The 13,879-nt window shown below is 41.8% G+C and carries 13 protein-coding genes and 1 pseudogene; 6 read left to right on the forward strand and 8 right to left on the reverse strand.

Annotated elements, in window-relative coordinates; genetic code table 11:
* Nucleotides 1-151 precede the first annotated feature (151 nt).
* Both GVY04_21755 and GVY04_21760 read left to right on the forward strand, forming a co-directional pair.
* Nucleotides 152-655: a hypothetical protein gene (locus GVY04_21755; protein NBD18656.1), complete on the forward strand. Its 504-nt coding sequence runs from the start codon at nt 152-154 to the stop codon at nt 653-655.
* Between the two features lie 243 nt (nt 656-898).
* Nucleotides 899-1,399, forward strand: a complete 501-nt coding sequence (locus tag GVY04_21760; GenBank protein ID NBD18657.1) for a hypothetical protein — start codon at nt 899-901, stop codon at nt 1,397-1,399.
* A 41-nt stretch (nt 1,400-1,440) separates the two neighbouring features.
* Here the strand turns inward: GVY04_21760 and GVY04_21765 are convergent, their stop codons facing one another.
* Complete coding sequence (locus tag GVY04_21765; GenBank protein NBD18658.1) at nt 1,441-1,608, reverse strand: hypothetical protein; 168 nt, start codon at nt 1,606-1,608, stop codon at nt 1,441-1,443.
* A 196-nt stretch (nt 1,609-1,804) separates the two neighbouring features.
* On the opposite strand from GVY04_21765, the gene GVY04_21770 reads away from it, so the two are divergent.
* Nucleotides 1,805-2,338, forward strand: coding sequence for a hypothetical protein (locus GVY04_21770; protein ID NBD18659.1), 534 nt, complete (start codon nt 1,805-1,807; stop codon nt 2,336-2,338).
* A 317-nt stretch (nt 2,339-2,655) separates the two neighbouring features.
* Here the strand turns inward: GVY04_21770 and GVY04_21775 are convergent, their stop codons facing one another.
* Entirely contained in the window at nt 2,656-2,985 is a 330-nt protein-coding gene (locus tag GVY04_21775) for a hypothetical protein (GenBank protein ID NBD18660.1), read from the reverse strand.
* 1,263 nt (nt 2,986-4,248) lie between these two features.
* On the opposite strand from GVY04_21775, the gene GVY04_21780 reads away from it, so the two are divergent.
* Nucleotides 4,249-6,972 (forward strand): penicillin acylase family protein, encoded by a 2,724-nt coding sequence (locus GVY04_21780; GenBank protein NBD18661.1) that lies wholly within the window; start codon nt 4,249-4,251, stop codon nt 6,970-6,972.
* Nucleotides 6,973-7,234: 262 nt separating this feature from the next.
* Here GVY04_21780 and GVY04_21785 read toward each other — a convergent pair whose 3' ends face one another.
* Nucleotides 7,235-7,456, reverse strand: a complete 222-nt coding sequence (locus GVY04_21785; GenBank protein ID NBD18662.1) for a hypothetical protein — start codon at nt 7,454-7,456, stop codon at nt 7,235-7,237.
* A 299-nt stretch (nt 7,457-7,755) separates the two neighbouring features.
* Between GVY04_21785 and GVY04_21790 the strand changes: the two genes are divergently transcribed.
* The gene (locus tag GVY04_21790; protein NBD18663.1) at nt 7,756-7,977 is read left to right on the forward strand and encodes a DUF2283 domain-containing protein; all 222 of its coding nucleotides are present in this window, start codon (nt 7,756-7,758) and stop codon (nt 7,975-7,977) included.
* Between the two features lie 153 nt (nt 7,978-8,130).
* On the opposite strand, the gene GVY04_21795 is transcribed toward GVY04_21790, so the two are convergent.
* On the reverse strand, nt 8,131-8,805 hold the full coding sequence (locus tag GVY04_21795; GenBank protein ID NBD18664.1) for an AAA family ATPase: 675 nt from the start codon (nt 8,803-8,805) through the stop codon (nt 8,131-8,133).
* Between the two features lie 161 nt (nt 8,806-8,966).
* Between GVY04_21795 and GVY04_21800 the strand changes: the two genes are divergently transcribed.
* Nucleotides 8,967-9,647 (forward strand): tyrosine-type recombinase/integrase, encoded by a 681-nt coding sequence (locus GVY04_21800; GenBank protein ID NBD18665.1) that lies wholly within the window; start codon nt 8,967-8,969, stop codon nt 9,645-9,647.
* Here GVY04_21800 and GVY04_21805 read toward each other — a convergent pair.
* The 4 genes and pseudogenes from GVY04_21805 to GVY04_21820 all read right to left on the reverse strand — a co-directional run bounded on the left by GVY04_21805 (nt 9,644) and on the right by GVY04_21820 (nt 13,535).
* Nucleotides 9,644-9,904: a ribbon-helix-helix protein, CopG family gene (locus GVY04_21805; GenBank protein NBD18666.1), complete on the reverse strand. Its 261-nt coding sequence runs from the start codon at nt 9,902-9,904 to the stop codon at nt 9,644-9,646. The two genes, GVY04_21800 and GVY04_21805, sit on opposite strands and share 4 nt — an antisense overlap.
* A complete protein-coding gene (locus tag GVY04_21810; GenBank protein NBD18667.1) occupies nt 9,894-10,196 on the reverse strand; it encodes a hypothetical protein in 303 nt (100 codons plus the stop codon). Before GVY04_21810 ends, GVY04_21805 begins: the two co-directional genes overlap by 11 nt.
* A gap of 323 nt (nt 10,197-10,519) precedes the next feature.
* Nucleotides 10,520-11,638: pseudogene (locus tag GVY04_21815) on the reverse strand (IS630 family transposase).
* 328 nt (nt 11,639-11,966) lie between these two features.
* Complete coding sequence (locus GVY04_21820) at nt 11,967-13,535, reverse strand: hypothetical protein (GenBank protein ID NBD18668.1); 1,569 nt, start codon at nt 13,533-13,535, stop codon at nt 11,967-11,969.
* Nucleotides 13,536-13,879: the final 344 nt, after the last annotated feature.

Here is a 13,879-nt window from a genome sequence, read left to right on the forward strand (position 1 = left end):
GATTACTTTGGTATCAAAGCTAGAGGTTGGGGAGCGTTAGCTGAGTATCTCAATGAAGAAAAATAAACACTTCTTATCCAACCCGATCACTCTCTTTACATCGTCAAATCAACTAAAGTTTACTTTAACGAAAGATTAGGAGATTAATGTTATGAATAAACTGGTCCTAGGAATCACAGCATTTTTATCTATTTTGGGAACTACTTTTATAAGTGCCGAGATGTCTATCTCTGAACCAACACGAAACAATTCGTTTACTAATGGTGACCACTATCCAATTCCCAACCTTAACGGCGTAGAAGCGTACGCTAAAGCACGCAAGCTTGTAATGGCAGAGGGTTGGCAGCCGGTTAATTATAGCGGACATTATTTTTCTATTCATAGAACCGAATGGGAAAGACAAAGACGAGAGAACAACTATTGGATTCGAGAACGCGGCTATCACGAGTTAAAAGAATGCGCTGGCACCGGTGCAGCACCATGCGTCTTTGAATTTAAAGACCCCTACGGAAATCGACTACGATTAGTAACAATCGGTCAATACATCCCTGAAGGTTGGGAAGGTTATGACGAAGACGGCCTACCAATAAAGCTAAAAGAGGAACAGGTGCCAAAACTTGATAATTGGTATTTAGTCCCAAAAGGCAAACAATAGGTGATTACGGATATTCCCTTGGCTGTGTACTTACATAGTTTCAAAATGCCGATGATTTCGGGTCGGAGTAATGATAATTTCAGTCCACTACAGCTAGGTCTTGGGCTTCTTGTTGTGCGATGTTATCCATATTTTTTTTAAGGGTAATGTAATTATATGGGAGTAGCTAACTTTTTGAAGTGAGTAGCTCATAGTCAATCTAACTTTTAGTTTGAGTTAGCATTTTTCTTATTCTTAAAGAGTATGATATTAAAATCAGTTATTAATCTACTAAATTTTACTACATTAACCTTTTTCATAGCTTCACCGGTACTAGCAGAATTAAATGAAATCAATAATTGTCCAAATCAAAATGCTGATATTAATGAAATTGTAGATTGGGAAAGACAGGAAGATGGAACGCAATCCCCTAAGGTAAAAAAGCATAATGCCTATATCATTACCCAAATGGGAAAGTTTGATTGTCAAGTAGAGTGGATAACTGCCTATCGAAATGAGTGGTGGTTGAGATGCGGTAATGGATCAAATATCTGGACAAATATAACTGAAGGAATTTTTGTACAAGATAGAAAAGGGAGTATGTATAAAATGAAATTTCTCAACTATAACTCTTCAGCTACTTGTCACAAAGATAAAGTTATCTATCAAGATAAAGTAACTGCATATCAAAAATCTTTCCAGTTTGATATTTTGATCGAGTCTATATATCAGAGAAAGAAAACTCCTAGACCATCTGGTTTCTAGCTATTGACAATAATATAGCCAAGGTTTGAAGTGACTTCTTCCTAGTAACGCGATCGCGCAATTATCTCAGCTAAACGACCAGTGGGGATTAACCAATTGTTATTAGCAATTTCTTCTAAATCCCTCAGATCATCTAACCCCTTCCTACGCTTTTCTATTGTGTCGAGAGTGATACTAACTAACTCCTCCAACAGGTTAGGAATTGCCAACTGTGTTACCTGTCTGTCTGGATTGTCTGTCCTATACGTCTGGTGAGCATTTTGTATATTGTGTTACAACCTTATTGCCACTATTGAGAATGGGTAACTAAAAAAAACTAAAAGGCTAACAGAAAGATTAGCAAAAAGATCGGTTTGTCTTCGTTCTAACATAAAGAATTAGTTTGTATTACACCGTAGAAATAACATGAGAGAAGTAGCATTTATCTTTGGAATCACAATTGCATTTTTTACTGCAGTTCCTGTAAGAGCTGAACTTTCTCCACAAACTCGGCGGATTCTTACTCAACGTGCTTGCAATCGATTAAGAAACGGATTCACCATAAGCGAAGTTTTAGATGCAGCAGCTTATGAAATACGTCGCAATGATCCAGAGTTAAGACGAGAGTCTACCTATTACGGTTCTGATCCTGTTGGTCGTCTCAGTGGAAGTGTGTCTAGACTTTCTAATTCTGTCAATGAATTAGAAGCACAAAGACAAGCAAATCCACTGGTAGCAGATGGAATTGTTAATTTTTGTCCAGAGTTTAGCCAATATTTAGAAAATCCCCCTCAGCAACCCAAAAAAATAAACAGAAATGAATTATTTCAAGAAACCGATAGACGTTTTTATCAGCGTTATCCCGGTATGAGAGGGCGACAGATACAGCCTCACCAAACAAAATTAATAGAGGAGTGGAAAGCAATTTATCAGCAAGTCCAAGAAGAGTATTCCAGATAACTAATAAAGTGTTGAAGCTACATTTCTGATTTTTACCGCGATCGCGCTGGCGAACAATGGCGAATGCAGGGTTTCTACAATGGCGGACTTGGTTAACAAAATTTTCCCGATTTTGTTAAATTTAATTCTCTCACCACTTTGGGTTGTTGCTTTATCTTGAAAGATCCCTCTTGTTTGGAGCTGGTGTCAATCTTTAATTTGATGCGTTTACCCTGGGATTGCACTACCTTCGATTTGGCTTTACCAGTGCCTAAACTTCTCTCCCTATATGACCTTTCCTACGTTGCATCTCTGCATTGCGTATTAATTCAATTATATCAAATTGTTAGATCAAACTCACCTCCATAAATACCTGTTAACAACTTTTCTATTGTCTGCTTTTTGGACTTCTTAGCTTTCAATAATTTCTTAGCTAATTCAATCGCTTCTTCCTGAGTTAATTCAACTTTATTAAAGTCGTTAACAGGTTTATTGTTATCAAGAATTAATATTAAACTAGAAAGCATATGAGCCATAGCCTCTGGTTGATCATATAGCTCTCTGTAGTTTGTGGTAATTCGATCAACCAAAGGCTTTATTTCTTTGGGTATCCGAGCATGAGTCGTTTCATATGGGCGTATAGCCGACATACCTGCAAAATAGGACATGACACAAAGTTTTGTAACTTTTTAGGCGAATTCAGGGTCAAAACATTACCAAAAATGGTTATTAATGGGCAAATTTTTCATGATTAGCGACGTGCAAACTTAATTTTCTGTACTCTTGTCATCTCAGCCCAACTATCTTTTTTGGGGAAGTTCATTATTTATGTTGGCCACAGCTTGCTGACAATCTGCTCTGAAAAGTTTTCTGTAAGGCAGTTTTAAGCATTTCGCAATACGAAAAACAAAACTGTGTCTTTATATTACTTAATATCGTGTCCTATTTTGCGCATATGTCGGCTGTACCCGATTCATACGTAGTCGTTAACTCGCTCATGACTTGTTCATTGCTACTGACAACTTTATCTTCCAGATTGCTGTGCCTCCGTCAGCATATATTTGAGCTTTCCTCAAACCATTAGCTTCTGAGACAATCCTTCCCTCACAAGACATTTAGCTGACTGCCTACTCTGATATCTGATGAATCAGAGAGAACTTATGAGGGTTACTTCGTTCCCAATTTCCGTTTTGCGTTGAACTTAGGCTCTCACTTTCCACCAGGTTTTATTGAGGGTACTAATCAAGTCGGCTCGGCAACCGCTTGCCTCTTATATCCTTTCCCTTTTGAGCAAGCCCATTAACCCGTTTGAGCTTGTTCACACTAATGATGGTTCACCCATGAGTTCACGTTAAGTTAGCCATATTCAACTTTGCTTGACGGGGTTCTCTGGACGAGTTCAGAGTTACCGCCTTTTATCCCTGCTTCACAAGATTGAGAGTCAGTCTCCCCCATGAGGGATATGCTGTTACTCCAGTACCAGGAGAGTTGGAATTGTCCCATAAGGACTCACCACACGGAAATTGAGTTATCAAGGTTGATACCTTGACTCTGCTTTATTTCAAACCTGAATTTGGTTTGACTTGGGCAGAAACGAATCGCACGCCGAGATATGTGTAAAATAGTGCAAGATAGACCTCTAACTCTCGCTGTATCTAGCTTTCAAAATAAGACGCCTAAAAAAGTTGATATTTGACATCTATTTCATTGCCTAAAATAAGCCAGTAATCAAAGAGAATGAACAGAAAAAGAGGCTTCCCCTATTTGGTATCCCAAAAACAGTAGTCAAGATTCCTCAAACCTGATCAAAAGGGGTTTGGCCAAGAAGCAGGCTTCAATCACATCAATCATGACATGAGTAGACTAAAATCTTTTGACAGATTAGCTATCACTTGCCCTCATTAGTTCCAACTGGAAAAAGGACGCACGAGATGGATTCTCAGACCCCCAACCGGAAACTCGATATACCTGATTCCCTAAAGCTACTATCCGGATTAGATGAAACTGTAATCGATCAGGTGCGGGAAACTTTGAACAACGTTCTAGCCAATGGGGGATGGGATGTCTCGGTTCTCTTACCCAAGGTTAACACCCCCATCACGATTGAACGGGAAGCTTCGGGACTGGTTCATATTGAAGCTCAAACCGATCTAGACACCTTTTTGGGACTAGGATTTGTCCACGCCTTTGATCGGCTATGGCAAATGGATTATCAAAGACGGATAGTCGCTGGAAGGCTAGCTGAGATTGTTGGTCCTGATGCGGTAGAGCAGGATATTTTACAACGTACACTGGGTCTCTATGAAGCGGCCGAATCGGCCTATGACAACCTAGAGACGGAAACCAAAGCGATCGTAGATGCTTACACCGCAGGCATTAATGCATTTCTGTCTCTGGATTGGCCACTGCCTTTTGAATTTCAGGTATTGGACTACGAACCGGAACCGTGGACTCCTGAGGATGTCCTGGCTGCCATCAAGCTGAGAAGTTTTGCGCTTTCAGGCAATTTCCAGTCGGAGCTGTTCAGGGCTGAACTAATTAGCGAAGGCTTCACCTTAGAACAAATCAATACCATTTTCCCCCCCGATTCGGGTGAGGAAACGATTCTTCAACCTGAAGATGTATCAGCGTTGAACCTAGTCTCAACCGCGGATGAGGAGACTTCTCTCAATTCCAGTGGCTTGACCAATTTAGACCCTTCAGTGTTGGATAATTTCTCGCTCCTGACCCAGCCCCTGGCGCAAGATAACCTTCAGGCGTCCAACAACTGGGTCGTTTCAGGAGAGCGCACAACCACGGGCAAACCCTTCCTGGCCAACGATCCCCACTTGAGCATGGAATTACCTCCCATCTGGTATTCTGTGCATTTAGAATCACCGAACTTCAATGTTGCTGGTGCATCAATTCCAGGAGTACCGGGAATTGCAATTGGTTACAATGAGCGCATCGCTTGGGGCGCCACGAATTCTCAAGTCGATGTCCAAGACCTTTATCTTCTCGACTCCTCTCAAATTCAAGTTGATCCGGAGCCGGAAGTAATTGAGGTTCGCGGGGACGAACCGATTCTCCTCACTACCCGTTCCAGTCAATTGGGTCCTGTAATTTCCGACGCTTTGGATTTAGAAACCCCCCTGGCGCTGCGCTGGCCTGGTCTTGAAGAAACCGATGGCACTCTAGAAGCTTTTTTGGGGATTAATCAGGCAAGCAATTGGGATGAATTTAAAAGCGCGCTCGAATCCTACGTGACACCGGTTCAGAATTTTGTTTACGCTGATATCGGTGAAGAGGGTGATGTGGGGAATATCGGCTATATCGCACCTGGTCAAATTCCAGATCGACAAACCACACATACCGGACTCACGCCAGTTCCGGCTTCGCCTCAATTTGATTGGAAGGGTTTCATCCCCTTTGACCAATTACCTCAAACCTTTAATCCCGAGCGGGGATATATCATCTCAGCGAACAACCGAATTGCTCCAGATTCGTATCCCTATAATCTTGGCTTTGAGTGGGCCGTCCCCTATCGAGCCGAGCGAATTCGCGACTTGATCAACAGCCAAGCCACCCTTTCTCTTGAGGATATGCAAGCCATTCAGCTTGACCAGGTGAGCTATCTCTATCGGGACTTTCAGCCCATTCTGCAAGCCCTCAAACCCATTTTGAACAATTGGGAGCCAGCTCCTCAGGAAGCCCAACACTGGCTCAACCAACTGCTGCATTGGGACGGAGACGTCAATCCTCGTTCGCGCCAAGCAACTGTATTTGAAACCTGGTATAACGAGCTGACGCGTCTTCCCGCCAGTCTGCTTGGTGAAGAGTTTTTAGAGGGAAACTTACAGGAACCAGCCCCTCGTTTCTTGCTTAACGCACTGACGCAGGAAGGTTACCTGGATAGCTTAGCCGAGTTTCTACCGTCTACCTCTCCTGCCTTTTATCTCAATTTAGCTGCTCAAAGCTTTGTGGAAGTCGTTGACTGCTTTGAGGGTCAGATTCCGCAATGGGGAGAAATCCATGAGGCAACCTTTACCCATCCCCTTCTTCCACTTTCCCGCCAGGTGCCGTTTGGAGGAGACCGTTATACCATTAATGTCGGTACCTATGATTCGGATACCTTTGAGTTCGATACGAACGGAGCGACCTATCGTCAAATCATCGACTTAAGCGATCCGACCAACAAGTCTGTCTTCATCCAAGCTCCAGGTCAGTCAGGGCGTATTATCTCTCCCTTTTTCGATAATCTTTTGTCACTATGGCAGAATGAGCAATATTTTCCCCTGACGAGTGATCAGGATGAAGGGGGGCAACGATTAGCTATTGACCCCGATGGCAGGATGCCAGTCCCATTTGCTGATCGCGATGCCATTGGCGACCAGTTAATGGAGGGGGGATTGACTCAGCTTGCTGATGGTGAAACCAACACGTTTGAGTTCGAGATTGATGCTGACAATTGGCTCGGATTAGGTGTTCAGGAAGATTTTAGAAATCTTGAGAGGATTATTGATGATCTGAGTTTGGGAGTCAATGACGATCGCTTCGAGCAGATGGTTCGAGAAGAGAACAACCCACTCGGACGCTGGGTTGATGCTTTTGAAGACCTTTCCACCAGTGGAGATCAAGTCTTCAATGATCTCGTTGCCAGCTTCCCAAGCGCTTGAAGGGCTTCTAAGTAAGAGTTTTGAGGGGATATTGCACTTTTTTGCATTGCTATCGGCTCTACCCGCTAAAAAAGTTATTATTTCCTCATATCTTTGAGCATAATCAAGTTGAAATTTGCGCCGTAAGGTGTTGATGGTTTCATTCAGAATTTGGGTACTAATCCAAGGCGTTCCCGCTTGTAGACACTCAACGGCACGTTGTTGTTTGTCGGGTTCATCTTCAGAATAACCATAGATAATGATATTGGTATCGAGAAAAATGTTAACGGACATTCGCTTCTTCTCGATTAAACTTAAATCCTTTAGTCTTGAGAGAGATTGCTTGAAAAGGAGAGGTGGGATTGGGTTGGACTGATTCTTCTACTGGTTCAGAATCATCTAAAACCAGGACACGGATTGTTTTCCCTTCCCATTGGCTGGCATATTCAGGAGGGAGTGTAACGATTCCATTTTGGAGAATGGTCTTAAATTCAATAGCTTGCATGGTTGAGTTGGATGCAAATTTCGTTGGAAACTTAACAGAAGCTAATTTAAGGATAATTAATTTTTCACAGTCAAGGCTAAGATCTACGTTAGGAATCAGGGGGAAGCGCGATCGGGCAAGAGCCGATAGCGCTTTAGAATAGTACAAGTTTCGCTTGAAAAAGCGAGTGCGAAATTCTGGGATTTCCCACGGGGCTTTCCAGGTGCGGAAATGAATAGCCTACGGCACGAGCTTCGTTCTACCGCACATAGCCCCTCCAGAATGGAAGACGCACTCAAGACATGGAAGATTTGAGATCAATGAATCACTCAAAAATGGCATATTTTGCTCAGGAAGACATTTTGCACCTCATGATTTCCGATGAATCGGAAGCCGACAGTCGCGAAATTAGTCCCAATATTACAGCAGAACTCAATGAAGCCGGAGAGTTAATCGGTGTGGAAATTCTTCAGGCAAGCTCGTTGATCAAAGAGACAATTTTAGAATCAGTGCAAGCTCAGTTATCCCAAAAAACGGAATAAGAGGAGGAAGTCGGCGCGATCGCGATCAAATTGACTTCTAAAATAAGAATCCTTTTTTGGTAAGGGTTTCAGCATTTTTATTTTCCTTAGCGACCAAAATTTCTCCATTGCTTTACCAAGGCGAATTGGGGTTCTTGTCATGTTACCTCATTGCTAACACTTGCTAACAGATAGGAAATCATGAGCACTGATTTGCTCTAGATTTAACCAATCCCTCCGCATTTCTTTTAAGACTTGGCGATAGTCGGATCGGGCGCTCGCGCTATTCCTCCCCTTCATTTCTGTAATGGGGACACCGTTTAAGCAAGCGTTTTGATGCACTTTATACGCTCGGACAACCCCCTCAAACGTTGAGATCGAAGCATTAATTAGAGAAAGTTGGGCTTGTTTGACCTCATTCTTACTCCGAGGGTCTACTTTAGTTAAAAGAACGCGATAGGGAATTCCCATTGGCGCAATCACTGACTGTACGGTCTCGATCATTGCCCTGAGATCCATCGGTGACGGTTGAGTCGGCAGTATTAAATAATCGGATGTTTTGAGGACTGCTTTCAATCCATCTGACTTGAGTGCGGGGGGAGTATCTACAACAATCAAGTCATATTCTTGGATCGTGCGGAGTTGAGACAGGACAAACGGATCGGCTTCTTCAGCCAATTCAAACTCACCATCCCATTCCTCCAACCACCAGCTGGCTGATCCTTGGGGGTCGCTATCAACCAGGAGGGTTTTACTTTCCTTGGCTAAGATTGCTGCCAGGTTAACAGCAGTCGTTGTCTTCCCGACACCGCCTTTGCCATTGGCGATCGCTATGATTTTTACTACCATCTTTTGTCAGTCTATCAGTTCAAGAGTCTGTAAGCTTGTTGATCTGACCGTATTTTGTCGGTTTCAGTTTCGGAATCCAAGGTTTTCTGTGATTTCACCGAGTAACGAGTGCCAAAAGGGTGTAGCCTTAGATCTAATTGAGCGTATCACCCACTTGCGGTATGAAAATTGATCGGTATGGGCAAGCCAAGATTCTCACCCCTGAAGAAATCCAGTTAGTCTTCAGCGAGGGATTAACGAACTCGCGCGATCGCGCCCTTTTCGGCATCTGTCTTTATGGGGCAACCCGCATCCGAGAAGCTTGTAGTTTAAGAACGGCTGACGTTTATACCCGCAAAGGCACGCCCCGTTGCGACCTGATTATCCGTAAGGAGAACACCAAAGGAAAACTCGCCACTCGCACCATTCCTGTTATTGAAGAATTACGCTCTCTTCTCATTGACTACTACCCACAACCGCGAAGATGGTTTTTATTCCCCGGTCGTCATGGGAAAGGACATCTTCATCCAGACAGTGCGGGTCGCATCCTCAGACAAGCTTGTCACCAACTCGACCTGGAAGGCATCTCCACTCATTCCTTCCGCCGCACCGCTTTAACCCAAATGAGCAATGCTGGAATTCCGCTGCGAGTCATTCAAAAGATCTCGGGTCATCATTCCTTAGACGTTCTACAAGAATATTTAGAAATTACCCCCGAACAGGTGAGGGGAGCCGCTTCCTCTTTATCGATGTTAGGTTACTCAGATCATAAGGCCTCAACCCGGCCCCCTGATCTCGATTTAGAGGAAAGTTGGAAAAATGAACACAGAGAAGACAAACAGCAAGCAAAATGGGAATTTTAGTTGCCCCTTTCCTTCACTAACTCCTCTCGCAGAACCCGCCGAAGGTCATTTTCAGTCAGAGGTCGCTCTGACGAATTCTTCAGATCAGCCTTTAAAGCCTCATTAATTAATGTCTGATAACCCAAGCCTCTCGCTTCGGCACGTTTTCGGAAACTCTCTAAAATTTCGTCATCCAAATAAATCGTAATTCGAGTTTTCCCTTTTGATGAAATGGCAGCTCCACGCTTGCCTTGAGAAAAATCATATTCATCCCTCATAAGCCTTAGCCTCCTGACGTGTGGCGCGACGAGCCGAGATCACTCGAAAGACCTCACCACGCATTGTGTAAACAACAACCAGTAAAACCCCAGCGTTGCTCATCCCCAGTGCAATGAAACGCTCTTCCTCCACCGCATCCGGATCAAGTTCATGGATGGCAAACGGATTGCCGAAGGCAAGTAGCTTCGCTAGATCGAAAAACACCAACTCAGCATCGGCAAAAGAAACACCATGTTTCTGCCAATTAATTTGTGCTTTTCTGGGATCGTACTCGATCCTCTCCTCATACATATATTATATGTATTCAAAAAAGTTCAGACCAGACTCTTTGATCGGGAGTGCCCCTTGCTCTCGTTAAAAAACACAGATCACAACCTTGCTGACCGCCCTGATCTTCAGGAGAGGGAGGAAGAGTTTAAAAATGAAAGAAGCGAGAGTCAATCGCCAGTGAATTCAGAAAAAGAGAGAGATTAAGGAGAAGTCTAGGTCGGGAAAATGGGATTTTGTAATTAGGTATCGGGAACGACCGTTAGAATTTTTACCTCGTCAAGCATCCCCTTACCCGCGTCAATATAAGGATCTGTGTGTAGCAAACTACTACTCTACCAAGGGAATTATGACAGGCTAGGAGTCGGATAAAGACGCTCCAGTTTCACCCGAGCATCAACGGCAGAAAATTGCCAATCCACAGTGGCTTGTTGACCATTGCGAGTCTCTTCCCAAGCGGTAATTTCTTGGTTAAGTTCTTCAACAGAGGGAATACGCCGATTCAAGCATTGCCGAGACAACACGGAAAATTCCAACTCAATCATATTGAGCCAGCTCCCATGCTTGGGAGTGTAGTGAAATTGCAAACGGTTCAGAATTCGTCTCGCTTCCTCAGGCGGAAAAGTTTGATACAACGCTGCTGGGGTATGAGTGTTGAGATTGTCAAGCACTACCCGGATGAAATCAGAAAAAGGAAACAGAACATCAACCAGATCTTGCAGACACAAAGCAAAGTCTTGATTGGTTCGATGGGGAGTGACCTTGAGATGTCGCCATCCGGTTTTGGGTTGGAAAAATCCAAAGAGATTGCAAGTGCCTTCTCGCTTATATTCGTAATCGTACCGTTGTGGAGAACCTGATTGGGCAGGAATTGGGCTTCGGGTTTCGCTAATTAATTGCACGGGTCGTTCATCAAAGCAAACCACTGGCACTTGGGGATCATAGGGGGATTGATACAACTCTAAAATGTCTTCCATACGCCAAATAAAATCAGCTCCCACCTTAGGAATACACCATTGCTTGTTTAACCACGGCTTGAGGCGTTTTTTTTCAGACGTTTGCGAACGGTTTCATCGGAAATACTTTCCACTAATTTCACTTCTACTAATCGGTCGGCTAAAAGCTGCATTGTCCAGCACTGTCGTCCGGCAGGGGGGTCACTACAGGCGGTAGCCACAAGAAACGCTTCCCCTTTTCCATCGAGCTTGGGTTGACCCCCTCGACGAGGGCGTTCTGAAAGGGCAAATTCCACTCCCTGCTCCACACATTTTTGTCGCGTCCGATGTACGGTCGATTCCCCAACATGCAACATCTGGGAAATTGTGGCGTCCAGAGTGACCTTCATCCGCTAACAGCAGCATCTGAGCACGCTTCAACTTGCGAGCTGAGAGAGAACCTTGGGAAGTTAGCTGATGTAGTTCTTCTCGTTCCTGGGAAGTGAGGTTAACAATATATTTTTCTGGCATTGAACATCTGGATTTTTTTCCAGTTTCTCATTCTTTCCTCCACTGTCAAAATCCAGTTGGTACAGTACTACTTGGAATTTCATATAAATATAAACCCAGATGCGAAATGTGGAGTATAAATCTGAAACAAGGGTTTTAGAAATTTCCATAAATACTCCACCGAGTAATTTCCAAAAAACTACTAAAGGTGACCACTAATTATACGAGCAGTTTTTTTAGAGATAATTGATGGTTTTGGGTCGAATTATACGCTCAGTTAGTCCAAACTTAACCTAGAACATTTCTTATACGTACAGTTTAAGAAATAATTCTAGTTAAACAATTCTAATTATACGCGCAGCGTTGTTTTCTGTCCGTTTGCTGTCGGATCGCCAACTAAGTCGATGTTTGCTCGCCACTTGTAATCAGGAGGATTATTAGGTAAATAATTAACTTTAAATTCAACAACTTGATCTTGATCTAAAGAATCAAAATTATTCCTTTTTATATCAAAATAAATCTTTTTTCCGGGCAAACACTCAGAAGTAATAAATCCATAATCATAATTAAGTATTTTTTTTACTTTACCTTTATCGGACTTAATAAAAGAGAATTGCGACTCATTATTAAATACTATCACTTTACCTTTCATTGGATATTTTAAATTTTTACAAATTGTTTCGATCAATTTTTCAGTTTTATTTAGATTTTCATCACTTTCATTTTTAATAATTTCATTAATGATCTCGTACAAATCCTTATTTTGACTAATATAAAGATCGAATAATTCGATGAGGGCCCAACTTTGATCAGGAACTTTATTATCATTTAGTTCCTTATTTATAAAATAGCTTTCCAGCAATTTTTCTTTAGCTTGATCGAATAAATGTCCCTTTTCAACTTCATCTTCTTCTAAATTCATTAACTCTTTATAAGTTATTCCTAAATTTTTTAAAGTAAGAGAGGATCCATGAAGGTTTTTACATTCATCATTGATTTTACAACTTATCTCTAAATATTTTCTTGCGTTTTCAAAATTACTTCTTTTGTTTGGTCCTTCTGATTCTAATCTACCTAACCATAAACAATACTCTCCTAACTGTCCTAGTACAATATCTATATAAAGAAGCTGTTTGTGTTGCTGACTCTCATCATACTTCCTTAATTTATTGCCTAAATTTTTAACAGCCTTTTCACATATTTTTTTAGCTTTTCTTACCCATTGTCTACTATTTTCATGCTTGAAGTCCTCTGCTTTAGCTTTTGAAAAGTATAACCTAGCATAGTATATTTTTAATAATAACTCTGGCACTAGATCTTCAGGAAATAAATCTACATTATTTTCTATCTTTATATTGTTCGCAATTGTAGAAATATTTCTTAAATAGTTTTTAGCTTCTTCAAATTTATTTTTTATTTTATTATTATAAAAATACAAATTAACAATTTTTCCTAAACATCTTATTTTTAATTGGCGTTTCGTGATAATAGAAAGGTTTTCGTTGTCATTAATGTCGCTTATTACTTGTTCATTAACAAGGTCAACAAAATATTTAGCATGTCGTTGTTTAGCTTGAGCCAACGTGATGTAGTCTTCTAGGTTAATAATGTCTTTGAGTAACTCGTTAAGATCACCGTTCAGCATGTCTTTGGAAAATTCGTGAATCAAGGGATGCGTTATTTTGTAGCGTTGTTTATAGGCTTCCCCGTCACCGTCGTGATTAAGATGATCAATAAAAGAAATTCTGTGAAGTGCTCGTAAAAAGTTATTTTTTACCTGCCGTTCGTTATTTTTTACCTGCCGTTCGTCGTAGAATATTGTACTAGCTAAGGATAGAGAAAAGCCATTCTTGGAACAAACTCCTAAAGATGCAAAAAAAGCAATCGACTCAGCAGTTTTTAATATTTTGATACTCAAAAAGAAGGAAGCCCAAACACTTTCATCCTTGTTTACTTGTGCATTTTGACCGGAATATAAGTTAACAAACTGAGATTTCGTTTCTTTAAGTTCGTTACAATATTTACAAAGTGACTCGCGTTCGTAAAAATCATCGGTCAGATTAATACCAAGGTTTTTGATTGCTAAAGGTAACCTTCCTACTTCCTCTACAATTTGTTCCGCTATATCTCGATTAGATTCTATTTCTTTTCGCTGACTGTAAGGATTCAGGGATAAGGGTTGACAGGAGTCAAAAAAGGGTTAAGCTGAAGCCATGATGATGAGCCAAGAGCACTCGTTCCCCAAGGCGGAAGAACTGAGCC

Source organism: Cyanobacteria bacterium GSL.Bin1 (assembly GCA_009909085.1).
Taxonomy (GTDB): Bacteria; Cyanobacteriota; Cyanobacteriia; order Cyanobacteriales; family Rubidibacteraceae; genus Halothece.